The organism is Bradyrhizobium sp. CB82, from assembly GCF_029714405.1.
Lineage (GTDB): Bacteria > Pseudomonadota > Alphaproteobacteria > Rhizobiales > Xanthobacteraceae > Bradyrhizobium.
This window is the reverse complement of sequence record NZ_CP121650.1, coordinates 1505533-1528456: the sequence shown is the minus strand read 5'-3', so window position 1 is coordinate 1528456 and position 22924 is coordinate 1505533. Positions and strand designations below refer to the sequence as shown.

Genomic DNA, 22924 nt, shown 5'->3' with positions numbered 1-22924 from the left:
GTCCCTTCCCCTGGCAATTTTAGGACGTTTTTGGATGAAGTGGAGTCCGGTTTGACGCGCCACGCCCTAATCGATGTCGTTCAGCGTCGCGAACAGCGTCTGGCGCGATGCCACCGCCGTGATTGCACCGATCAGGACCGCCTGCACGGCGAGCACGACGTAACCCGACGGCCGCAGCGAGAAGGTGCCGAGCAGGGCGGCGAACTGGTCGCCGACCGGCGTGCCGGAGAACCAGCCGGCGATCGACTCGGAGAAGCCGAATACCAGCATGGCGATGCCGCCGCCGATCACGCCGCCTTCCAGGCCCAGGCGGAGGAAGTGCCGCAGGAAGCGGTTGGCGATGTAGCGGTCGCCGGCGCCGACGAAGTGCAGGACCTCGACGATCGGACGGTTGGCGGCCATCGCACCGCGCGTTGCGAACGACACCGAGATGATGGTCGCGACGATGACGAGCGCGAGGATGCCGAGGCCGGCGAGCACGGTGGCGTTGGTCATCGAGCGCATGCGCTCGATCCAGGCGCGGTGATCGTCGACGCTCGCGCTTGGGGCGACCTGCGCCACGCGGCTGCGCAAGGCGGCGAGATCGAGCACTGTCCCCGGCGCCACGCGGGCAATGATCATGCGCGGCACCGGAAGATCGTCCATCGACAGGCCGGTGCCGAGCCAGGGCTCCAGCAGCTTGCCGGATTCGTCCTTGCTGAACGGCTTGACCTCGACGATGCCCGGCTGCGCGCGCATCGCTTCCGTCACCGCGGCGGTGTCGCGCTCGATGTCGCGCCCGGCCTGGGGGCGGACCTGGATAGTGATTTCGCTCGCGACATCCGACTGCCATTCGGCCGCCGACGCGCTCACCAGCAGTACCGTGCCGGTGGTCATCGAGGCAAGGAAGGTCATGATCGCGACGACCGCGACCAGCGCGCGGCCATGGATCGAGGCGCGCGGCACGATCGGCGACATGATGCGCGCTTTCGCCGGGACCTGCGGACGTTCCTGTCCGAGGTCGACGAAGACGCCGCGCTCGTCGGTCCTATTCATAGACGTGCAGTCGTCCCTGGTGCAGCACGAGCCGGCGCGCCTCGTACTGGTCCATCAATCCGATATCGTGGGTCGCGATGATGACGGCGGTGCCGGACTTGTTCAATTCGATGAAGAGCCGCAGCAGCCTGCGACCAAGCGTCGGATCGACGCTGCCGGTCGGCTCGTCCGCGAGCAGAAGCTGTGGCCGCGAGATCACCGCGCGCGCGATCGCCGCGCGCTGCTTCTCGCCGCCCGACAGGATCGGCGGCAGCGCGTCCATGCGCTCGCCGAGCCCGACCCAGCGGAGCAGATCGATGACCTCCTTGCGGTAGCTGGATTCGCTGCGGCCCATCACGCGGAATGGCAGTGCGACGTTCTCATAGGTCGTCATGTGATCGAGCAGGCGAAAGTCCTGGAGCACGATACCGATGCGCTTGCGCAAGTCGGCGATCTCGTCCTTGCCGAGCAGCGAGATGTCGTGGCCGAACAGATTGACGAGGCCGCGCGTCGGCCGCAGCGACAGGAACAAGAGGCGCAGCAGCGACGTCTTGCCGGCGCCGGAGGGGCCGGTGAGGAACTGGAAGGAGTGCGCCGGGATCTGGAAACTCAGGTCGCGCAGAATCTCCGGCCCCAGACCGTAACGCAATCCGACATTTTCGAACCGAACCAAGCTCAGCTCCGTTCGAGGTGGGGCGCGGTGCACGCCGCAAAGCTCTGCCGCAGGCGACGAAAGCCTTGTGCGGCAGTTATGGTTTCCGATTCGTTAACGGTCGCCTTGTAGCATCGAAAGGGCCCGGTTCCACACGATCGGGCCATCGCCGAGGCTGGTCCATGCACATCGTATGCCCCCATTGTACGACATCCTACGCCATCCAGCTCGCAAGCCTTGGGGCCAATGGGCGCACGGTGCGCTGCTCCCGCTGCAAGGAGACCTGGGTGGCGCGGCCCGAGGACGCCGTCGAGGAAGTGCAGGAGAGAGCCAACGCGCCGGCCATGGCGGCGGCGAGCCGGCCCGAGGACCAGTCCGACATCGCTGAACAGTGGAACACCTACGCCCAGGAGGACGGCGCTGGCGCGCCGGTGGTCGACAGTCCTTCGATCGCCAGCGACTGGCCGACCGAGGAGACCCAGGACGACGACTGGTCGGAGGCCGAGGCCGCCGACGACGCATTGTCCGGAGAGCCGCACCAGTCCTGGTTCCGCGGGCTATTCCGCCGCCGCGCCCGGGTCGCCCGTCCGGCGAGCCGGCCGCTGCGAAAGTCCCATTTCGGCCTGTCGATCGCCTGCGCCGCCATGGGTGCGCTGGCCGTTGCGCTCATGGTCTGGCGCGCCGACATGGTCCGGCTGCTGCCGCAGACCGCGGCGTTCTACAAGATGGTCGGCCTGGAGGTTAATCTGCGCGGCCTCGCCTTCAAGGACGTCAAGGTGACTTCAGAGACCGTGGACGGCAAGCAGGTGCTGGTGATCGAAGGCGCGATCGTCGGCGAGACCAGGAAGGCGGTCGACATCCCGCGCTTGCGCTTCTCCGTGCGTGACTCGCAAGGCGCCGAGATCTACGCCTGGAACGCGGTGCTGGAGCAGACCGTGCTGCATCCCGGCGAGCGCGCCTTCTTCAAGTCGCGCCTCGCCTCGCCGCCACCTGAAGGCCGCAATATCGATATTCGTTTCTTCAACCGGCGTGACATCGCCGGCGGCAGCGCGTAATCGGGCTGCCGGCTTCCGCAAAGGTTTGGCCCGATGCCAAAGGTGCTGATCGCCGATGACGAGGAGTCCATGCGCACGCTGGTGGCGCGCGCCATCGCGATGGACGGCCACCAGACCGTCACCGCGCAGGACGGTGCCGAAGCGCTGGAGATCCTTGCGCGAGAGGGCGGCGCGTTCGACCTCCTGCTCACCGACATCCAGATGCCCGTGATGGACGGCATCGCGCTCGCACTCTCGGCCGCGCGCGATTTTCCGGACCTGACGATTTTGCTGATGACCGGCTTTGCCGACCAGCGCGAGCGCGCGTCGAACCTGAATGCGCTGGTGCATGACGTGGTGACGAAGCCGTTTTCGGTGGCGGATATCCGCACCGCAGTCGCCGATGCGCTCGCGGCGAAGAAGGGGTAGCGGCCACCCCAATCACGCTGTCATGCCCCAGCAGGCGCAGGCGGGGCATCCACTACGCCGCAGCCTTTCCGTATCCTCGCGCAGGCTCTGGAATACTGGATCGCCCGCCTTCGCCTTCGGGCGATGACGGCGAAAGTGTGGGATGCACATGCCGCGTCCTCGTCCTTGCGAGCGCAGCGAAACGATCCAGAGTTTTTCCACGGAGCGATTCTGGATTGCTTCGCTGCGCTCGCAAAGCGGGGTGGATCAAAAATCCTTCAGCAGCCGTTCGAGGTAGTCGAGCTCGATCTGCGGCCGCGAGGGATCACCCAGGCGGCGACGGAGCTCTTCGAGGATACGGCGGGCGCGCTGGACGTCGATCTCGCCAGGGATCTTCACCGTGTAGTCGTCGCCGAACTCGCGGCCGTGCAAGGGGCGGCCGAGCGGGTCGGTCTGGTTACCGCCGCTCTGCTGGCGGCCGACACGATTGCCGGGGCCATCGCCCTGGCCGTCGCCGTCGCCCTGCTGCATGGCTTCGGCCATCTTCTGCGCACCCTTGCGCAGCGCGTCGAGCGCTTTGCCTTGCGAGTCCACGGCGCCGTCGGCATTGCCTTGGCCGAGCTTGTCGCCGGCATCACCCATGGCGTTGTCGGCGGTATCGAGACCGCCGTCATCATCGCCCTGGTCGGCATCCTGATCGCCGCCCTGGCCCTGACCTTGCTGGCCCGGCTCACCCTGCTGTCCCTGCTGGCCTTTCTGGCCCTTCTGACCTTTTTGGCCATTCTGGGAGAGGCCGCGCTTGGCGAGTTCATCCTGAAGCTTCTTCAAGCGGTCGCGCAGCGCCTGCTGGTCCTGCTGCAGGTCGGACATCGACTGATCGCCCTGCTTGCCGCGATTACGGTCGCGCCGGGAATCCTGGCCCTGCTTGAAGGTCTTGTCGCGCAATTGCTGCTGCTTGCGGATCATGTCGCCGAGCTCATTGAGCGCTTGCTCCATGTCGCTATCGCCGCTCTGACCCGGCTGCGCCATCTGAAGACCCTCCAGCATCTGCTGGAGCTGGTCGAGCAATTGCTTGGCCGCATCCTTGTCGCCGGAGCGCGACAGACGCTCCATGCGGTCGATCATGTTGTTGAGATCCTGCTGGCGCATGATCTTCGTGTTGGGATCGAGCGGACGGGCGAGTTGCTGCGGATTGTTGCGGAACTGCTCGGCGAGCTGGCGCATGAAATTGTCCAGCGCCTGACGCAGATCCTGGGTGAGCTTCTTGATCTCCTCGTCGCTCGCGCCGCGCTCCAGCGCCTGCTTGAGCGCGTCCTGCGCCGCGCGAAGCGCCTTGTCGACATCGGTGATGTTGCCGTCCTCGATCGTCACCGCAAGCGCCCAGAGGCTTGCGACGACCTCGCGCAGTGCATCGTCAGTGCGGGCAGCCTCCAGCTGCCTCGCGACGTTGTAGAGGCCGAGATATTGCCCGGTCTCGGGCGTGAACAATTCCGGCGCAATCATCAGCGCGTCGAGCGCGGCATAGACGTCGGAGTTCTTGTTGGCGTCCAGCGCCAGGACGCGGCGCTGCTCGACCAGCGCGCGCGCCAGCGGCTTGGTGAACAGCCGCTCCGGCAGGCGCATGTTGAAGGGCTCGCTCTTGGCCTCATTGCCCGCCTCATCCTTGGCGGTCAGCGTCAACGTGACATCGGCGCCGGCATAAGGGTCCTCGCTGAGGTCCTTGACGGTCTGGCCGAGGCCGTTGCGGGTGCGCGCGTTCGGCAGCACGAGTGCGAATTGCGGCGGCTGGAACAGCGGCCGGGGCGCCGCCTTCTGCTCGTCGGGCTTCTGCGCTTCTGACGGACGCACGGCGAATTGCGCCTCGGCACCGGTGACGCCGTAGTCATCCTCGATCTTGTAGGAGAGTTGCAGCGCGCCTCTGGCCTGACGCTCGGGATCCTTGGCCAGTGCAATTGTCGGCGGCCGATCGGGCGTCGCCGCGAACCTCCATTGCGGCTGGCCGGAAGGCGCGCGGACATGCGCAGTGCCGTCGCTGGCGATGGCAAAATGCTTCTCGTTGGTGCCCTTCGGGGCCTGTTCGTTCGGTGCAACCTCCCTGAGGCCACCGGAGACCACGACATCGAGGCTGCCGCCGGAGGAGCGCACGATCAGCGTCGAACCGGCGGGAACCGCGAGCGGACCGCTCGCGGGCAATGCGGCGGCCTCCTTGTTGGCGGCCGACAGGATGATCGGCGGCTTGGAGGTGTAGACCGGCGGGGTAACCCAGGCGTCGACGCGGATATTCGTCGGCGCCAGCACGCCGTTCCAGTCGAAGGCTGCCCCCATGCGCATGGCGCGCTCGTCGCCGGCGGCGAAGAAGGTCGCAACCAGCATCACCATCACAAGCCCGCGCAGCGCCCAGGGATCGTGGATCGCGAGCCGCGGATGCGGCAATCCGGCACGGATGCGCTTGAGCGAGGCGAGCGTGCGCTCGCGCTGCGCCTGCCACAGCGCCTGCGCAACCGGGTCCTGCGTGCTCAGGGTATCGGTGAGCGTCGTCGCCGGCCGATGGCGGATGCCGGACCCGTTGTCGAGCCGGCTCAAGCCCTGCGCGCGGCTCGGCCAGCGGAAGCGAATCAGCGGGAATAGGGCGGCGAGCGCCGCGATGGCGAACAGGCCAAGCCCCACCGCGCGGGCGATGAAAGGCAGCGCCAGCCAGAGGCCAGCCCAGGATACCACCAGAAACAATCCGACAACGGTCAAGAACCGCGCCAGATGCGGCCAGGCGCGCTCCCAGGCGAGCGCATATGTGGCCCGCTTGAGGGCCTGCGCCAGCTTCAGCCGCGACTGCGAATCGCCATCGCGGATCGGGTCTGACGGGTCGGGAGTGACGCCGTTCAATCTGCTCTCCAGGTTGCCCGGAACGAAACCTTAGCACAACGGCAGCACTGAGGCACCCGTTCCTCTACGGGACCCGTACCCGAGCGGTGCATAACACGAAGGCGTGACTGGTTGTGTTCGGCACCGTAGGTTCGGCGACCATCCGTCAAGGCAAGATACGAGGAACGCCATGGATAAGAAGATGCACGACAAGGGGCTGGAAGTTCGCAAAGCGGTGCTGGGCGAGGCCTATGTCAACAATGCCCTGAAGAACGTCGACGACTTCAACCGGCCGTTCCAGGAGATGCTCAACGAATATTGCTGGGGCACGGTGTGGGGCCGCGAGGAACTGCCGCGCAAGACCCGCAGCATGCTCAACATTGCGATGATCGCGATCCTCAACCGCCAGCATGAGTTCCGCGCGCACCTGAAGGGCGCGCTGACCAACGGCGTCACCCGCGAGGAAATCCGCGAGATCTTGATGCAGGTCGCGATCTACGGCGGCATGCCGGCCGCGGTGGACAGTTTTCGCATCGCACGCGAGGTGTTCGCGGAGATCGATGGCAAGGCGTGAGGTCTGGCACCGCAAGGGACGCAACCGCATTCCTCCGACGTCGTCCTGGCGCAAGCCAGGACGACACCGAGGGTGTGAAAACAACAAACACAGGGAAACACGATGGACATCGGATTCATCGGCCTCGGAAACATGGGGTTTCCGATGGCACGGCGGTTGACCGAGGCGGGGCATCGGCTCGTTGCGTTCGATACACGGAAAGAGGTCCTCGACACGCTGGTTGCGCGCGGCGCCACCGCGGCGAGCTCGCCGAAGGATGTCGCCGACCAGGTCGAGACCGTGATGGCGAGCCTGCCGTCGCTGCAGGCCTCGCTCGAGGTCGCGACCGGTGCGAATGGCGTGATCGACGGCAAGCGCGTCAAACGCTTCGTCGACCTGTCGACCGTCGGCTCGCAGATGGCGGTGAAAATCCACAGCCTGCTGGCGAGGCGCGACATCGTTCAGATCGACAGCCCGGTCTCCGGCGGCGTCGGAGGCGCGGAGAAGGGCACGCTGGCCGTGATGGTGTCGGGACCGCGTGGCGAGTTCGAGACGATCAGGACCGCGCTCGACGTGATCGGAAAGGTTTTTTTCATCGGCGACAAGCCGGGCGCGGCGCAGACCATGAAGCTTGCGAACAATTTGCTCTCGGCGACCGCGATCGTGGCGACGTCGGAAGCGATGGTGATGGGCGTCAAGGCCGGACTCGATCCGGCCGTGATGATCGACGTCATCAATGCGGGCTCCGGCATGAACACCGCGAGCCGCGACAAGTTTCCGCGTTCGGTCCTGCCGCGCAGCTTCGACTTCGGCTTTGCCACCGGGCTGATGGTGAAGGACGTGCGGCTCGCGCTCGAGGAGATGAAGCAGCTCGGCCTGTCGATGGAGGTCGCCGATGCGGTCGGACGTCTCTGGGAGACCGTCATCGGCGAGGAAGGCGCAGCCTCGGACTTCACTGCGGCGATCAAGCCGATCGAAAGGAGAGCGGGCGTGATCGTCGGCGGAAAGAAATAGCGCGACGATGGCCCGTTGCCGCTGATTTGACCCGATGTGCCAAACGGTTCCACCGACCCACCGCGCGTCGGGTCGGCAGTCCCTGCTCCTTTGCATGGGGTTGTTTTGCGGATTTTGTCTTCCGCCTCACAGCCAAGGCGCGGGCGTGTCCATGGCGATGAGCTGCTCGACGTCGATGCGGGGGCGCACCACGGCATACTGATCGCCCTTGACCAGCACCTCCGGCACGAGCGGCCGCGAATTGTACGTGCCGGCCTGCACGGCGCCATAGGCACCCGCGGTCATGATGGCGAGGAGGTCGCCCGGCTTCGGCGTCGGCAGCGTGCGGTCGAGCGCGAGATAGTCGCCGGTCTCGCAGACCGGGCCGACGACGTCGGCCAAAATCGTCGGCATGCCGGCGGCGGGCTGCCTAACCGGGAGGATGTCGTGATGGGCCTCATACAGCGTCGGACGGATCAAATCGTTCATCGCGGCGTCGATGATGACGAAGTTCTTGCCGTCGCCGTGCTTCACATAGATCACCTTCGTGACCAGGATGCCGGCATTGCCGACGATCATGCGCCCCGGCTCGAACATCAGCGTGCAGCCGAGATTGTGCGTGATGCGCCTGACCATGGCGGCATAGGCGTCGGGCGCGGGGGGCGCCTCGCGGTCCATGTAATAGGGAATGCCGAGGCCACCGCCGAAATCGACATGCGAGATGTTGTGGCCGTCGGCCCGCAGCGCCTGGACGAAATCGGCGAGGATGCGGAATGCGACCTCCATCTTGGAGAGATCGGTGATCTGGCTGCCGATATGCACGTCGGTGCCGGTCACCTCGATGCCGGGCAGCTTCGCTGCCCGTGCGTACACCTCGCGGGCGTGGACGATCGGGATGCCGAACTTGTTCTCTGACTTGCCGGTGGAGATTTTTGCGTGGGTGCCGGCATCGACGTCCGGATTGACGCGCACCGAGATGCGCGCGGTCTTGCCCATTTCGCTGGCAAGCCGTGACAGCAGTTCGAGTTCGGGCTCGGACTCGACGTTGATGCAGAGGATGTCAGCGGCGAGGGCCGCACGCAGTTCGGTCTCGGTCTTGCCGACGCCGGAGAACAGGATCTTGCCGGCGGGGATGCCGGCCGCGAGCGCGCGCTTCAACTCGCCGCCCGAGACCACGTCGGCGCCAGCCCCCAGCCTGGCCAGCGTGCGCAGCACCGACTGGTTGGAGTTCGCCTTCATGGCGTAGCAGACCAGCACCTTCTCGCCGGCGAACGCGTCCGTGAAGACGCGGTAGTGCCGCTCGAGCGTTGCGGTCGAATAGCAATAGAAGGGCGTGCCGACTGTCGCGGCGAGATCGGAAAGGTTCACCGCTTCGGCGTGCAGCACGCCGTTGCGGTAGTCGAAATGGTTCATGGCGTTCGCTCAGTCATCCCGGCTCATCTGCCGGGCTTTTCGTCCAGCAGCGGGTCGAGGACAAACGATTTCTTCTTGCCCTTGGAAGCAGCGGGCGCAGCATCCGCGCCGTAGGTGGGATTGAAGACGCTCGGCGTCTTCTGGGCCTCAGCCTCGGTGTCGGTGGCAGCCGGCGCGACGTTCGCCGTGGACGCGTTGGATGCGGTCGGCGGCAGATCGAGCGGCCCCTTGCGGCCACAGCCGGCCAGGGCCAGCGCACTCAGGCTCAAGACAATGATGGCCCACCCCGAGCCGGTCGGGCGAAACTTTGACGTCACGACGAGATCCCCACTACGCGGGCCGCACCATACAGAGATTGGCGCGCTCTGGCGAGAGCCGGATGGCCATGAAAAACAAGCGAAATTTTGCCCTCAGCCCGATTTTCGCTCTTTTTCCAAGCGCTTCGCCCAGGCCTTGGCCTGCGCCGCCACATTCTTCGGCGCGGTGCCGCCAAAGCTGGTGCGGCTCTTCACCGACGATTCGACCGAGAGCACGCCGAGCACGTCCTTCGTGATCTTCGGCTCGATCGCCTGCATGTCCTTGAGCGGGAGCTCGTGCAGCGCAATGCCGTCCTTGGCGGCTTGCGCCACGATGCGGCCGGTGACGTGATGGGCGTCGCGGAACGGCATTTTCAGCGCCCGCACCAGCCAGTCGGCAAGGTCGGTGGCGGTGGCGTAGCCCTCGCCGGCCGCCGCTTTCATCTTGGCTTCATCCGGCACGAGGTCGCGGACCATACCGGTCATGGCGCGGATCGCGAGCGACAGCGCGGCAAGGCCCTCCATGGCGCCCTGCTTGTCCTCCTGCATGTCCTTTTGATAGGCGAGCGGCAGGCCCTTCATCACGATCAAGAGGCCATTGAGCGCGCCGATGACGCGCCCCGTCTTGGCGCGCACGAGCTCGGCGGCGTCGGGATTGCGCTTCTGCGGCATGATCGAGGAGCCGGTGGTGAACTTGTCGCTGAGGCGGATCAGGCCGACGAGCGGCGAGGTCCAGATCACGATTTCTTCCGCAAAGCGCGACATGTGCACGGCACAGATCGAGGCCGCCGACAGCGTCTCCAGGACGAAGTCGCGGTCGGAGACCGCATCGAGCGAATTCGCCATCGGCCGGTCGAAGCGCAGCGCTTTCGCAGTGGCGTGGCGGTCGATCGGGAACGAGGTACCAGCGAGCGCTGCGGCACCGAGGGGAGATTCATTGAGCCGCTTGCGGGCATCCTGAAAGCGGCCGCGGTCGCGCGCGGCCATCTCGACATAGGCGAGCAGATGGTGGCCGAAGGTGACAGGCTGCGCAGTCTGGAGATGCGTGAAGCCGGGCATGACGGTGGCGGCATGTTCCAGCGCGCGTTCCACCAACGCCTCCTGGAACGCGGCGAGAGCGGCGTCGGTGCCGTCAATGACATCGCGGACATAAAGGCGGAAGTCGGTCGCGACCTGGTCGTTGCGCGAGCGCGCGGTGTGCAGGCGGCCGGCGGCGGGGCCGATCAGCTCGGACAACCGGCTCTCGACATTCATATGGATGTCCTCGAGCGCGCGCTTGAACGCGAAGCCGCCCTTGCCGATCTCTGACAAAATCGTGTCTAGACCCTTGCCGATATTTTTCGCATCAGAGGCCGTGATGATGCCTTGAGCGGCGAGCATCGCAGCATGGGCCTTGGACGCGGCAATGTCCTGGGCGAAGAGGTGGCGATCGACGTCGATGGAGACGTTGATTTCCTCCATGATCTCGTCGGGACGTTCCGAGAACCGGCCGCCCCACATCTTGTTGCTCATGATCCCCTGCTCACGCCTTGCTTTTCGCTGCGCAGCCCGTGCCGCACGTTTGCTGGCCGGAGCCAGCCGTATTAAGAGGCCCCTGATAGCCATATCTGCGACCGGATGACAAACGATATGCTCGACCCCAACGATATGCTCGACCAACGGAAAGCGCGGTCTGCCACGCGCCGGATCCCGCTGGTGATCGCCACCGTGGTGGTCGGAGGCCTGGTCGGCTTTGGCGCGCTGTACGGGTTGGGCCTGAAACGGGGGCCGGCGGGCGATCCGACCTGCCGCGCCGCGGTCCAGACCGCCAGCAGGATCGCGCCGCTCGCCCATGGCGAAGTGGCCGCGCTGACCATGGCGACCACGCCGTTAAAGCTGCCGGACCTCACCTTCCAGGACGCCGACGGCAAGCCGAAAAGGCTCTCCGACTTCCGCGGCAAGACGGTGCTGGTGAACCTCTGGGCGACCTGGTGCGTGCCCTGCCGGAAGGAGATGCCGGCTCTGGAAGGGCTCCAGGACACGCTGGGTAGCGAGAATTTCCAGGTTGTGGCGATCAACATCGATACGCGCGATCCGGAGAAGCCCAAGAATTTTCTGAAAGAGGCAGGCCTGATTCGCCTCGGCTATTTCAACGACCAGAAAGCCAAGGTTTTCCAAGACCTTAAGACAATAGGCCGGGCCCTTGGCATGCCGACATCGATCCTGGTCGACCCGCAGGGTTGCGAGATCGCGACCATTGCCGGTCCTGCCGAATGGTCGAGCAACGACGCGTTGAAGCTGATCCAGGCCGCGGTGAAGCCGGCCGCCGCGTCGCTCTAGGCGGTGATTTCAGGCCGTAACGTTGAGATTATTGCCGATGCCGGCGCCGACATTGGCGAGCGAGGGTTGGCCGGCGCCGAGCAGCGTCAGGACGGCGGATTTCTCCGCGTCCATGTTCTGCTTCGTCACGGTCGCCGCGATGTTCGACTGCAACGCGCCCTGCTGAGCGGTCAGCATGCTGCTCACCATCGCCATCATGTCCATAGGCATTCCCTCATACGGGCGGCAGCCTAGGGGCGATGGGTTAACGCAAGGTGGAGACTTCGGACGCCATCGTGTCCCGCACGCGGCGCGGCATGAAATGACGCGACGCCGAGCCAGGACCCCCGCCTTCGAGCACGCGGCTCCTGGGCCCCGGCTCTGCTGCGCATCGCTTCGTGCGCAGCGTCCGAGGAACGTGACTGCCTTATCTCGTCGGGACCGGCTTGGCGCCGCGGTAGTCGTAGAAGCCGCGCTGCGTCTTGCGGCCGAGCCAGCCCGCTTCGACGTATTTCACCAGCAGCGGGCATGGGCGGTACTTTGAGTCGGCCAGCCCCTCATGAAGCACCTGCATGATGGAGAGGCAGGTGTCGAGGCCGATGAAATCGGCCAGCTCCAGCGGGCCCATCGGATGATGGGCGCCCAGCTTCATCGCCGCGTCGATCGCCTCGACGTTTCCGACGCCTTCATAGAGCGTGTAGATCGCCTCGTTGATCATCGGCAACAGAATGCGGTTGACGATGAAGGCCGGGAAATCCTCGGAGACCGCGACCTGCTTGCCGAGCCTGGCGACGAACCCTTTGGCGGCCTCGAAGGTGGAATCGTCGGTGGCGATGCCGCGGATCAGCTCGACCAGCTCCATCAGCGGCACCGGATTCATGAAATGAATGCCGATGAAGCGCTCGGGGCGGTCGGTGGCAGCGGCGAGGCGGGTGATCGAGATCGAGGAAGTGTCGGAGGCGACGATTGCCTCGGGCTTCAAGACCGCGCAGAGTTCGTGGAAGATCTTGCGCTTGACCTCCTCCTTTTCGACCGCGGTCTCGATCACGAGGTCGCAGTCGGCGAGGTCATCGAGCTTCTCGGCGAGCGTGATGCGCGACAGCGCCTTGGCCTTGTCGTCCTCGCTGACGGCCTTCTTGGAAACCTGGCGCAACAGATTACCATTGATGGTGGCCATGCCCGACTTCAAACGGTCGGCCGAGACGTCGTTGAGCACCACGTCGAAACCGGCCAGCGCCGCGACATGGGCGATGCCATTACCCATCTGCCCCGCGCCGATCACGCCGACCTTCTTGATCTCTGCCATAATGTCATCCACCGGAACGGCGCGGATTGCCGCGCCCTGCCTATCCCCCGTGAGCCGGGGATTCGATTTAATCAGAACCCGGGCTCGAAACCTAGATTGGATCGCGCCCTTCCGCGTGCCCCCGCGAAAGAAAGCGCCTCAGAAATGAAACACCGGCCGGAGACAGGACATCCGGCCGGTGTTTTTACGGTGTTTTACTTGCCGAGCTTGCCGAGTTCGGCCGTGAGCTCAGGAACCGCCTGGTAGAGGTCGGCGACCAGGCCGTAGTCGGCGACCTGGAAGATCGGCGCATCCTCGTCCTTGTTGATCGCCACGATCACCTTGGAGTCCTTCATGCCGGCGAGATGCTGGATCGCGCCGGAGATGCCGATGGCGACATAGAGCTCGGGAGCCACGACCTTGCCGGTCTGGCCGACCTGCCAGTCGTTTGGCGCATAGCCGGCGTCGACCGCCGCGCGCGAGGCACCGACACCGGCGCCCAGCTTGTCGGCGAGCGGCTCGATGTACTTTGCAAAGTTTTCCCGGCTCTGCATGGCGCGGCCACCGGAGACGATGATTTTCGCCGAGGTCAGCTCGGGGCGGTCGCTTTTGGCGACTTCCTCGCCGATGAAGGACGACAGGCCCGGATCAGCCGCCGCCGCGACGCTCTCGACGCTCGCGCTGCCACCGGCCGGCGCAGCCGCGAAGGTCGAGGTGCGCACCGTGATGACCTTCTTGGCGTCCTTCGACTTCACCGTCTGGATGGCGTTGCCGGCATAGATCGGCCGCTCGAAGGTGTCGGGCGCGACGACCTTGATGATCTCCGAGACCTGCATGACGTCGAGCAAGGCTGCGACGCGCGGCATCACGTTCTTGAAGCGCGAGGTCGCGGGCGCGACGATCGCGTCATAGCCGGACGCCAGCGAGACGATCAGCGCGGCCAGCGGCTCGGCGAGATCGTGCGCATAGACGTCGCCCTCCGCGAGCAGCACCTTCTTCACACCACTGAGCTTTGCGGCGGCGTCCGCCGCGCCCTTGGCGTTCTGGCCGGCGACCAGCACGTCGACATCGGCGCCGAGGGCGGCGGCCGCCGTCAGGGACTTGTTAGTCGCGTCCTTGAGCGACGCGTTGTCGTGTTCGGCAATCAGAAGCGTCGTCATCAGAGCACCCCGGCTTCGTTCTTGAGTTTCGACACCAGCTCGGCGACGTCCTTGACCTTGACGCCGGCCTTGCGGCCCGGTGGCTCCGTCGTCTTGAGAACTTCAAGGCGCGCGGTGACGTCGACGCCGAAATCGGCGACGGTCTTCTCCGCGATCGGCTTCTTCTTCGCCTTCATGATGTTGGGCAGCGAGGCATAGCGCGGCTCGTTGAGGCGGAGATCGGTGGTGACGATCGCCGGTCCCTTCAGCTTCACTGTCTGGAGGCCGCCGTCGACCTCGCGCGTGACCTTGAAGTCGGCCCCTTCGACCTCGAGCTTGGAGGCAAACGTCGCCTGCGACCAGCCGAGCAGCGCGGCCAGCATCTGGCCGGTCTGGTTGCTGTCGTCGTCGATCGCCTGCTTGCCCAGAATGATCAGGCCCGGCTGCTCTTCTTCCGCAACCTTCTTCAGGATCTTGGCGACCGCAAGCGGCTCCACATTGCCCTCCGCCTTCACCAGGATGCCGCGATCGGCACCCATGGCAAGACCGGTGCGGATCGTCTCCGACGCCTGCGCCGGTCCAATGGAGACCACTACGACCTCGGTGGCCTTGCCGCCTTCCTTCAGCCGCAGCGCTTCCTCGACCGCGATTTCATCGAACGGATTCATCGACATCTTGACGTTGGCGAGTTCAACGCCCGATCCATCGCCCTTGACGCGGACCTTGACGTTGTAATCGACCACCCGCTTTACCGGCACTAAGACCTTCATCGATCCTCTTTCACTTGAATTCTCGAGGGGGGTTATCAACTGGCGCGGAACCTAATGGCCCGGCCCAGTCCGGTCAACGCGCGCGGAGGCCCAAAAATTGGCTTTGCGAGCCAATCTTGACGGTCTGCCTGGCGGTTTGCCTAGCGGTTCTGGCCCGGCACCCAGAGCACGTCGCCAGCGCCATTATGATTGGCCGCACGGCTCGCGACAAACAGGAAATCCGACAGGCGGTTCATATATTGGATGCCAGCTGCCCCAACCGACTCGTCCGGCAGCGCAGCGAGTTCCACCATCACACGTTCCGCCCTGCGGCATATCGTGCGCGCGACATGGAGATGGGCCGCAGCCGGGGTTCCGCCCGGCAACACGAAGGAGGTGAGCGGGGCGAGCTTTTCGTTCAGCGCGTCGATGTCGCGCTCGAGCCGCACGACCTGGCTCGCCACGACCCGCAACCGCTCGGCCTTGGCGGCGTTCTTTTCTTGGCGCTCGGGTACCGCGAGGTCGGCGCCGAGATCGAACAGGTCGTTCTGGATCCGGCCGAGCATCGCATCCAGCTCAGGCCAGTCCTTGGTGTGCAAACGCACCACGCCGATCGCGGCATTGGTCTCGTCGACGGTGCCATAGGCCTCGATCCGCAGATCATATTTTGGACGGCGCTCGCCGGAGCCGAGCGCGGTCGTGCCGTCGTCACCGGTACGGGTGTAGATACGGTTGAGAACAACCATGTTTGCCTCTTCAGCGCTGGCCCATCGCCCAGACCGCAAGCATGGCGATGACGATCGCCACGAACTGAAACAGCACGCGCAGCCGCATCAGCTTTTGCGAGGTGTTGGGCGAGCCGCCGCGCATCATGTTGACGAGACCGAGCAGCAGCACCAGCGCCACGGCGCCGACAGCCACCGGAAGGATGAAAGAACTCAGGAAGGGTGCCATTGGGGGTAGATAACATTGTGTTCGCCGCTCCGCCATCACGTCGCGATCTGGCTTTTAGGCCAATAATATCAGAAGCTAGACGGATGAATTCTGGCCTGCGTCAGTCGCCTGCGCCCTTCGCCTCTCCCCGCAAGCGGGGAGTGGCCGGACTGCGCGCGCGGCGCGGATTCCGGGTGAGGGGAAGTCTCCGCGAGCCCAACTGTCGCCGTCCCCGCGGAGAGCCCCCCTCACCCGCCGCGCGTACCGCGCGTCGGCCTCTCCCCGCACGCGGTGCGAGGCGAATCCGGGCCGCAAGCGGGGAGAGAACAGAGCAGCGCCGGGGAATGAAGTGAGGCAGGTCCGTTACCTCTACCTCGTCGTGATGGACGCGTTCTACACGTTCCTGGCCGACGACGGCTGGGCGATCGCGAGCCATATCGCGCTGTCGACGCTGATGGCGCTGTTCCCCTTCCTCATCGTGCTGACCTCGCTGGCGGGCTTCTTCGGCTCCAAGGAGCTCGCCGACCAGGCTGCGGGGCTGATGCTTCAGGTCTGGCCCAAGCAGGTCGCCGATTCCATTTCGGGCGAGGTGCACGACGTGCTGACCACGACCCGCACCGACGTGCTGACCATCGGCGCCGGGCTGTCGGTCTATTTTGCCTCGAACGGCGTCGAGGCCTTGCGGGTCGCGCTCAACCGCGCCTATGCGGTGGTCGAGATGCGGCGCTGGTACTGGCTGCGACTGGAATCGATCGGCTACACCCTGGTCGCGGCCTTCACCGCCCTCGCCATGGCGTTCCTGATCGTGCTGGGGCCGCTGCTCATCGAGGCGGCGCGGCGGCACATTCCTCTCATCGTCGAATCCAACGAGAGCATCCTGACCTGGGTGCGCTACGGCATCACCATCGGCGCGCTGATCGTGGCGCTGTTCATCCTGCACGCCTGGCTACCGGCAGGGCGGCGTGGCTTCCTCCAGATCCTGCCCGGCATCGTCTTCACGATGGTGGCGTCGCTGATTTCGGGCATCGTGTTCGGGCAATATCTGGCGCGCTTCGCCAACAACTACGTGACGATGTATGCCGGGCTCGCCTCGGTGATCATCGCGCTGGTGTTTTTGTATTTCATCGCCGCGATCTTCGTCTATGGTGGCGAGCTCAACGCCGCGATCATCAAGTCGCGGCTTCCTCACGGCGTGTCGCTTCAAGCAGCGCAGTCGCTAGCGCACGCGGAGACACGGGCTTGACCAGGAAGGCGTCGGCGCCGGCCTCGCGCGAGGCCGTCTCGTCCTCGCCGCGGCCGGAGATACCGATGATCGGGATCCGACCGAGCGGCGGACACATCGTGCGGATCCGTTTGATCGCCTCGATGCCATCGATGCCCGGCAGCACCATGTCCATCAGCACCGCATCGAAACTGCCTTGCACAAGGCGGTTTTCCGCGTCCTCGCCGCGACCGATGAACTCCGCATGATGGCCGAGCTCGGTCAGTATGGTGTTGAGCACGACGCGGCCGAACGGATTGTCCTCGACGCTGAGCACGCGCAAGCCCGCCGCCGCATCGTCCCCGCGACCGTTGCGCACCGCTGACCTGGCGGATTTCTCGGCCTTGGCCGGGGTCAGGGAGACCGTCAAGGTGAAGGTGGCGCCACCACCGCGCCGCGGCGCGACCGTGATGTCGCCGCCCATCGCGCGCGCAAGCTGCTTCACCGATGACAGCCCGAGCCCGGCGCCGCCGAAGCGCGAGGCGATGGTGACATTGGCCTGCGAGAATGGGCGGAACAGCCGTTTGATCTCGGCCATGGTCAGCCCGATGCCGCTGTCGGACACCGCGAAGGCGACGCCGGTCTTGTACGTTGTCTTGTTCTTGGCCTTTTCCTTGGCCTTATCCTTGCCTTTGGCGATTGGCCATGGCGTGACCGAGAGCGCGATGCCGCCCTGCTCCGTGAACTTCACGGCGTTGTCGATCAGGTTTTCCAGCGCTGCCCGCAGGCGGACGGGATCGCCGACCACGAGCGCGGGAAGCTTTGGCGAGATGTCGACCTGGGCCTGCAACCCCTTGGCGGCGGCCCGGCCCGCAAGCGAGTCGCCGGCGGTGCGCGCGAGCGCGCGCAGGTCGAACAGATCCTGGCCGAGGCCACCGACGCCCTTGGCGGTCTTGGCGGCATCGACGAACAGGGTCGCGAGGCTCGCAAGATGCTCTGCACCGGCCTTGATGGTATCGGCCCAGCGGCGCTCGCGCTCGCCAAGGTCCGAGGTCGCGAGCAGATCGCTGATCGCGAGGATTCCGGTCAGGGGGGTGCGGACCTCATGGGCAAAGGCCGCGAGCGCGGCCTGGACCACGTCCACCGCGGCGCTCACCTTGGCGCTGCGCTTACGTGCGGCACGCGGCTTAGGGCGCGTCTTAGCACGCGCCTTGGCACCCGCCTTGGGCAACCGCCGCTTTGACGACCGCGTAGTGCGCGCTGAGCGCGTTTTCGCCGCCATGTTTCCCCTTGAACCCCGGCTCGCAGTCAGCATGGCACGGCGGGGCCCAGGGAGTCACGGAGGCGTTTTGCTAAACCCCAGAGAAACTTAATGTAATCCCACCAAAGCGCGGATGTCGGCAGGGCGCGCTCCCGCCGCACGCAGGTCGCGCAAACCCGTGGCGCTACTTGATTTGGAGAGCTTTTGCCCAGCCGTATCGCAAATCAGCCGGTGGTGGCGATAGACCGGCGCGGGCAGGCCGAGCAGTTCCTGGAGTAGGCGGTGGACCGACGTGGCGTGAAACAGGTCCTGACCGCGCACCACCTCACTCACCCCTTGCAGCGCATCGTCGACGACGACCGACAGGTGATAGCTGGTCGGCGTCTCCTTGCGCGCGAGGATGACGTCGCCCCAGGCCTGCGGTTGGGCAGAAATGCTGCCCTGCTCGCCCGCGGGCCCCTCGCCATCTTCGCGCCAGATGAGGTCCGCCACGCGGCGGCAAGCGGCAACCATGTCGAGCCGCAGCGCATATGGCGCGCCGGCTGAGATCAACCGCGCGCGGTCCTCGGCGGCGAGCGATTTCGCGGTGCCCGGATAATGCGGCGCGCCATCGGGGTCGCGCGGCCAGGGTTGATCAGCCTCGCGCTGCATCACCAACTTTACGATCTCGGCGCGGCTTTCGAAGGCGGGATAGACGAGGCCAAGCGCCGTGAGCCTGTCCAGCGCAGCGCGATAGGCCGCAAGATGCTCGGACTGCCGCCGCACGGGCGTCTCCCAGCTCATCCCCAGCCAGGCAAGGTCCTCGTAGATCGCTGCCTCGAACTCCGGCCGGCAGCGCGTCGCGTCGATGTCCTCGATGCGCAGCAGGAAGCGCCCGCCCGTCTCGCGCGCACGATCGAAGTTCAGCAGTGCGGAGAAGGCATGTCCGAGATGGAGATGGCCGTTCGGGCTGGGGGCAAATCGGAAAACGGGTGGCGTCATTCTCGGGGTACTCGTCATTGCCGGACTTGACCCGGCAATCCATCTTCCATGACTCTGTTACGATATGAGATGGATGCGCGGGTCCCGCCTACGACGAAGGCTTCGGCGGGCTTCTCGGTGTTGGGCCGGCGTAGCCATAGCAGAGACGGCAAGCCCGCGCATGACGAGTTGAGCAGCCATGACCATCCACCTCGAAACCCAGTCCGATCTCGACGAGGCCGTCCACACGCTGGTCAGGCGCGATTCGCGGCTCAAACCCGTGCTGGAGATCGCGGGCATGCCGAGCCTGCGGCGGCGCGAGCCGGGCTTTGTGGGGCTTGCCCATATCGTCTGCGGCCAGCAGCTCTCGACCGCGAGCGCCGGCGCGATCTGGGGCCGACTCTCCGCCGCCTTCGATCCATTCGACCATGACGCCGTACGCCGCGCGCGCGCCGACCGGCTCGGACGGCTTGGCCTGTCGGCCGCCAAGATCAAGACGCTGAAACATCTCGCGCGCGAGGTCGCGGCCGAACGGCTGAACCTCGACGTGCTCGCCGAGGAGGACGCAGACGCCGCGCATCACACGCTGATTGCGCTGCCCGGCATCGGGCCGTGGACCGCCGATGTCTATCTGCTGTTCTGCCTCGGACACGGCGATGCCTGGCCCGCCGGCGATCTCGCCGTGCAGGAGGGCATCCGCATCGGGCTGGGCTTGAAGACGCGCCCCACCGAGAAGCAGATGGCGCCACTCGCCGAACCCTGGCGTCCCCTGCGCGGCGCGGCTGCGCATCTGTGGTGGAGCTACTATCGCGCGGTCAAGAAACGCGAAGGCATCATCGCCGGAGAGACGAACGTCGTTTTAAACAATGTTGCTGTTGCAAAGCGCACGACGGTGAAAGAGAAGATGCCGGTACGGAAAAAGCCGGGACCTTCACCATGACATCGACCGACTTCGTCGTTGCGCGCAGCCACCTCGAGCAGTGCAAGCTGGTCGAGACCGCAATTCCAGACCCAGCCGCACTACCCGTGGATTCGCTTTTGGTGAGGGTCGAGCGCTTCGCGTTCACCGCCAACAACATCACCTATGCCGTGATGGGCGACGAGCTGAAATACTGGCAGATCTTTCCGGCGCCGCAGGGCTTCGGCAACATACCGGTGTGGGGCTTTGGCGAAGTCATTGCCTCCAACCATCCGAACGTCGCTGTGGGTGAGCGGCTGTTCGGCTCTTTCCCGATGGCGACCCATCTCGTCATCGAGGCCACGGACGTCAGCAAGCGCGCGCTACGCGACGGCGCCGAGCATCGCAAGCAGGTGTCGCCGGTCTACAACATCTATTCCCGCGTCACCGGCGATCCCGCCTTTGCCGGGCATCAGGGCGATCTTCAGGCGCTGCTCCGGCCGCTGTTCATGCTGTCGTTCCTGGTCGACGACTTCCTCGCCGAGAACGACGACTTTGGCGCGCGCAGCGTGCTGCTCTCGAGCGCCTCCAGCAAGACCGCGTTCGGGCTCGCGCATCTCTTGCACAGCCGCGGCCGCAAGGTGATCGGACTGACTTCGGCGCGCAACACCGGCTTCGTCGGCTCGCTGCCCTGCTACGACGACGTCATCAGCTATGATCGCGTCAGTTCGCTGCCGACGGACGCGCCGGTCGCCTTCGTCGACATGGCCGGCAGCAGCGCGTTGCGGGCCGAGTTGCACCACCATTTCGACGACTGCATGGCATGCTCGGTGCGCGTCGGCCTGACGCATCGCGCCACCGACGCCGACAAGGGCATCCTACCCGGTGCAAAGCCGCGCTGGTTCTTCGCGCCCGACCATATCCGCAAGCGCGCGAAGGATTGGGGCCCCGGCGGCATCGACCAGCGCTTTGGCGCGGCGTGGTCGGGTTTTGCACCGCTGCTGGAAAAATGCCTGACCGTGATCGAGAGCCGCGGACCGGACGCGGTGCGGCGCGTCTATCTCGATACGCTCATGGGCCGCATTCCGCCCGAACAGGGGCATATGCTCTCGCTGCTCGGATAGTCGGCTTTTGGCGCCTGTCAAAACAGTATAGCGTCCAGCTCCATAGTTGGAGCATGATCTCGTCGGAAAACCGCTGCACGCTTTTCCGGATCATGCGCCCGAGGAAACGTCGCGAAGACGGCCACGAGGTCGCGCATGCTGGACAGGACGAAGGACATTCTTGTGTCCGCGCAAACCTGGCTCGATCAGTTCGAGCAGGCGCTTGGCGAACCGGATCATGGCGCGCTGCATAAGCTCTTCCTGGCCGAAAGCTACTGGCGCGACGTGCTGGCGCTGAGCTGGAAGCTGCAAACGATCGCTGGCCGCGACCCAACCGTGCATCCCCGCCGACCTCATCGTGCTCTCGACCGGCTACAAGCCGCAAGCCTATCTGGTGCGAAAGCTGTTCGGCGATGCCGTAGCCGACCGCGTCGGCCCGATCTGGGGCTTTGGCGACGGCTTTGAGCTGCGCAACATGTATGCGCGCACGAAGCAGCCCGGCCTGTGGTTCATCGCCGGCAGCCTCGCGCAATGCCGGATCAATTCGAGATTCCTGGCGCTCCAGGTCAAGGCGATCGAGCAAGGGATGTTGGGGCTGGTTGTGCGCGGACCATGAACGGTTGTCATTCCACATTGCGCAAGAGCCCAATGGGGGCGCGCGTCCGCGCGAACCCGGAATATTGAGAGGAGGACACCAATGCCAACCATACTCGGCTCGGGCGAGCATCGTTATCGCGTCGTCGAGAACTGGGCAAAACTGCCGGACGGCTGGCAGCTCTCCGACGTCGCTTCCGTCGCGGTCGACAGCAAGGACCGCATCTACGTCTTCAACCGCGGCGCCCATCCTATGGTGGTGCTCGACCGCAAGGGCAATTTCCTGCGGAGCTGGGGCGAAGGACTCTTCACCCGCGCGCATGGACTGCATGTCGACGCCGACGACAATCTCTATTGCACTGATGATGGCGATCACACCGTGCGCAAATGCGCGACCGACGGCAAGGTGCTGCTGACGATCGGCATCCCCGAGAAACCTGCGCCATTCATGAGTGGCGATCCGTTCCACCGCTGCACCCACACCGCGCTGTCGCCGAAAGGCGAGATCTACGTCTCCGACGGCTACGGCAACGCGCGTGTGCACAAGTTCACCCCGAGCGGCAAGCTGATGATGAGCTGGGGCGAGCCCGGCACCGATCCCGGGCAGTTCAACATCGTGCACAACATCGCTACCGATGCCGATGGTTATGTCTACGTCGCCGACCGCGAGAACCATCGCGTCCAGGTGTTCGATGGCAACGGCAGATACGAGACGCAGTGGAACAACCTGCACCGGCCCTGTGCGCTGTGCTGCTGCGGTGGCAGGAAGCCGACCTTCGTGATCGGCGAGCTCGGCCCGGGCATGGCGGTCAATCGCAAGGTGCCCAATCTCGGACCGAGGTTGTCGATTGTGGACGCGCAAGGCAAGCGCGTTGCAAGGCTCGGCGGCGAGGACGGCCCGGGCATCGAAAGCGGCAAGTTTCTGGCGCCGCACGGCATCGCACTGGACTCGCGGGGCGACATCTATGTCGGCGAGGTCGGCGTCACCGACTGGAAGACGAGCTTTCCCGACGACGAGATGCCGGCGGTGGTGCGCGCCAGACGGTGTCTGCAGAAGCTTGAGCGGGTGCGGTAATCCCGCCGTCCAGGCGCTCGCCGAGGAACCGCGCAAGCGTATCGTGGCGCTGCCGTCCGGGAACACCACGATCTAGTCATGGGCCGCCCCTGGATGGTCCTCGGGCCAGGGACGCGTTCCCCAATAGCGGCTTTTTTGCAGCCCATTTGCGCCCGCGGGCAGCCTGAATAAGTCGCTCGACGGGCTTCACAATCCCGTCACGCTGC

General features: G+C 65.4%; 23 protein-coding genes and 1 pseudogene. 10 read left to right on the top strand and 14 right to left on the bottom strand.

Features of this window, described 5'->3' with window-relative positions; all coding sequences use genetic code 11:
- Nucleotides 1-66: 66 nt before the first annotated feature.
- Nucleotides 67-1035, bottom strand: a complete 969-nt coding sequence (locus QA640_RS07340; RefSeq protein ID WP_283040049.1) for an ABC transporter permease — start codon at nt 1033-1035, stop codon at nt 67-69.
- The gene (gene ftsE, locus QA640_RS07335) at nt 1028-1687 is read right to left on the bottom strand and encodes a cell division ATP-binding protein FtsE (RefSeq protein ID WP_027522156.1); all 660 of its coding nucleotides are present in this window, start codon (nt 1685-1687) and stop codon (nt 1028-1030) included. Before ftsE ends, QA640_RS07340 begins: the two co-directional genes overlap by 8 nt.
- A 161-nt stretch (nt 1688-1848) precedes the next feature.
- Here ftsE and QA640_RS07330 point away from each other — a divergent pair, with 161 nt between their 5' ends.
- Nucleotides 1849-2721, top strand: coding sequence for an MJ0042-type zinc finger domain-containing protein (locus QA640_RS07330; RefSeq protein ID WP_283040048.1), 873 nt, complete (start codon nt 1849-1851; stop codon nt 2719-2721).
- A gap of 33 nt (nt 2722-2754) precedes the next feature.
- Nucleotides 2755-3129, top strand: a complete 375-nt coding sequence (locus tag QA640_RS07325) for a response regulator (RefSeq protein WP_283040047.1) — start codon at nt 2755-2757, stop codon at nt 3127-3129.
- A 246-nt stretch (nt 3130-3375) separates the two neighbouring features.
- On the opposite strand, the gene QA640_RS07320 is transcribed toward QA640_RS07325, so the two are convergent.
- A complete protein-coding gene (locus QA640_RS07320; RefSeq protein ID WP_283040046.1) occupies nt 3376-5988 on the bottom strand; it encodes a TIGR02302 family protein in 2613 nt (870 codons plus the stop codon).
- Nucleotides 5989-6157: 169 nt separating this feature from the next.
- Between QA640_RS07320 and QA640_RS07315 the strand changes: the two genes are divergently transcribed.
- Nucleotides 6158-6541: a carboxymuconolactone decarboxylase family protein gene (locus QA640_RS07315; protein WP_028134137.1), complete on the top strand. Its 384-nt coding sequence runs from the start codon at nt 6158-6160 to the stop codon at nt 6539-6541.
- 102 nt (nt 6542-6643) lie between these two features.
- Complete coding sequence (locus QA640_RS07310; RefSeq protein WP_283040045.1) at nt 6644-7534, top strand: NAD(P)-dependent oxidoreductase; 891 nt, start codon at nt 6644-6646, stop codon at nt 7532-7534.
- A gap of 126 nt (nt 7535-7660) precedes the next feature.
- On the opposite strand, the gene lysA is transcribed toward QA640_RS07310, so the two are convergent.
- The 3 genes from lysA to argH form a co-directional block, all read right to left on the bottom strand.
- Nucleotides 7661-8926 (bottom strand): diaminopimelate decarboxylase, encoded by a 1266-nt coding sequence (gene lysA, locus QA640_RS07305; RefSeq protein ID WP_283040044.1) that lies wholly within the window; start codon nt 8924-8926, stop codon nt 7661-7663.
- Between the two features lie 23 nt (nt 8927-8949).
- The gene (locus QA640_RS07300; protein WP_283040043.1) at nt 8950-9243 is read right to left on the bottom strand and encodes a lipoprotein; all 294 of its coding nucleotides are present in this window, start codon (nt 9241-9243) and stop codon (nt 8950-8952) included.
- Between the two features lie 93 nt (nt 9244-9336).
- A complete protein-coding gene (gene argH / locus QA640_RS07295) occupies nt 9337-10734 on the bottom strand; it encodes an argininosuccinate lyase (protein ID WP_283040042.1) in 1398 nt (465 codons plus the stop codon).
- A 135-nt stretch (nt 10735-10869) separates the two neighbouring features.
- On the opposite strand from argH, the gene QA640_RS07290 reads away from it, so the two are divergent.
- A complete protein-coding gene (locus QA640_RS07290) occupies nt 10870-11541 on the top strand; it encodes a TlpA disulfide reductase family protein (RefSeq protein ID WP_283042743.1) in 672 nt (223 codons plus the stop codon).
- Between the two features lie 9 nt (nt 11542-11550).
- Here QA640_RS07290 and QA640_RS07285 read toward each other — a convergent pair whose 3' ends face one another.
- The 6 genes from QA640_RS07285 to QA640_RS07260 all read right to left on the bottom strand — a co-directional run bounded on the left by QA640_RS07285 (nt 11551) and on the right by QA640_RS07260 (nt 15647).
- Entirely contained in the window at nt 11551-11745 is a 195-nt protein-coding gene (locus QA640_RS07285; RefSeq protein WP_254098982.1) for a hypothetical protein, read from the bottom strand.
- Between the two features lie 202 nt (nt 11746-11947).
- The gene (locus tag QA640_RS07280) at nt 11948-12829 is read right to left on the bottom strand and encodes a 3-hydroxybutyryl-CoA dehydrogenase (protein WP_283042742.1); all 882 of its coding nucleotides are present in this window, start codon (nt 12827-12829) and stop codon (nt 11948-11950) included.
- Nucleotides 12830-13020: 191 nt separating this feature from the next.
- The gene (locus tag QA640_RS07275) at nt 13021-13965 is read right to left on the bottom strand and encodes an FAD-binding protein (RefSeq protein WP_283040041.1); all 945 of its coding nucleotides are present in this window, start codon (nt 13963-13965) and stop codon (nt 13021-13023) included.
- Nucleotides 13965-14714: an electron transfer flavoprotein subunit beta/FixA family protein gene (locus QA640_RS07270; RefSeq protein ID WP_283040040.1), complete on the bottom strand. Its 750-nt coding sequence runs from the start codon at nt 14712-14714 to the stop codon at nt 13965-13967. Before QA640_RS07270 ends, QA640_RS07275 begins: the two co-directional genes overlap by 1 nt.
- Nucleotides 14715-14854: 140 nt before the next feature.
- Entirely contained in the window at nt 14855-15439 is a 585-nt protein-coding gene (locus QA640_RS07265; RefSeq protein ID WP_283040039.1) for a cob(I)yrinic acid a,c-diamide adenosyltransferase, read from the bottom strand.
- A 10-nt stretch (nt 15440-15449) separates the two neighbouring features.
- A complete protein-coding gene (locus tag QA640_RS07260; RefSeq protein WP_283040038.1) occupies nt 15450-15647 on the bottom strand; it encodes a twin transmembrane helix small protein in 198 nt (65 codons plus the stop codon).
- Nucleotides 15648-15975: 328 nt separating this feature from the next.
- Here QA640_RS07260 and QA640_RS07255 point away from each other — a divergent pair, with 328 nt between their 5' ends.
- Nucleotides 15976-16869 (top strand): YihY/virulence factor BrkB family protein, encoded by an 894-nt coding sequence (locus QA640_RS07255; RefSeq protein WP_283040037.1) that lies wholly within the window; start codon nt 15976-15978, stop codon nt 16867-16869.
- On the opposite strand, the gene QA640_RS07250 is transcribed toward QA640_RS07255, so the two are convergent.
- Together QA640_RS07250 and gluQRS are read right to left on the bottom strand one after the other, a co-directional pair.
- Nucleotides 16796-18109: an ATP-binding protein gene (locus QA640_RS07250; protein WP_283040036.1), complete on the bottom strand. Its 1314-nt coding sequence runs from the start codon at nt 18107-18109 to the stop codon at nt 16796-16798. The two genes, QA640_RS07255 and QA640_RS07250, sit on opposite strands and share 74 nt — an antisense overlap.
- Before the next feature lie 87 nt (nt 18110-18196).
- Nucleotides 18197-19069 (bottom strand): tRNA glutamyl-Q(34) synthetase GluQRS, encoded by an 873-nt coding sequence (gene gluQRS, locus QA640_RS07245; RefSeq protein WP_283040035.1) that lies wholly within the window; start codon nt 19067-19069, stop codon nt 18197-18199.
- 178 nt (nt 19070-19247) lie between these two features.
- Here gluQRS and QA640_RS07240 point away from each other — a divergent pair, with 178 nt between their 5' ends.
- From QA640_RS07240 to QA640_RS07225, 4 genes and pseudogenes are all read left to right on the top strand, one after another.
- Nucleotides 19248-19988, top strand: coding sequence for a DNA-3-methyladenine glycosylase (locus QA640_RS07240; protein WP_283040034.1), 741 nt, complete (start codon nt 19248-19250; stop codon nt 19986-19988).
- Nucleotides 19985-21070 carry a DUF2855 family protein gene (locus QA640_RS07235; RefSeq protein WP_283040033.1) on the top strand — a complete coding sequence of 362 codons (1086 nt, stop codon included), beginning with the start codon at nt 19985-19987 and terminating at the stop codon, nt 21068-21070. The genes QA640_RS07240 and QA640_RS07235 overlap by 4 nt, the downstream gene beginning before the upstream one ends.
- 325 nt (nt 21071-21395) lie before the next feature.
- A pseudogene (locus QA640_RS07230) lies at nt 21396-21665 on the top strand (monooxygenase); the annotation flags it as partial.
- 81 nt (nt 21666-21746) lie between these two features.
- Complete coding sequence (locus QA640_RS07225) at nt 21747-22718, top strand: peptidyl-alpha-hydroxyglycine alpha-amidating lyase family protein (protein ID WP_283040032.1); 972 nt, start codon at nt 21747-21749, stop codon at nt 22716-22718.
- The last annotated feature ends 206 nt before the right edge of the window (nt 22719-22924 follow it).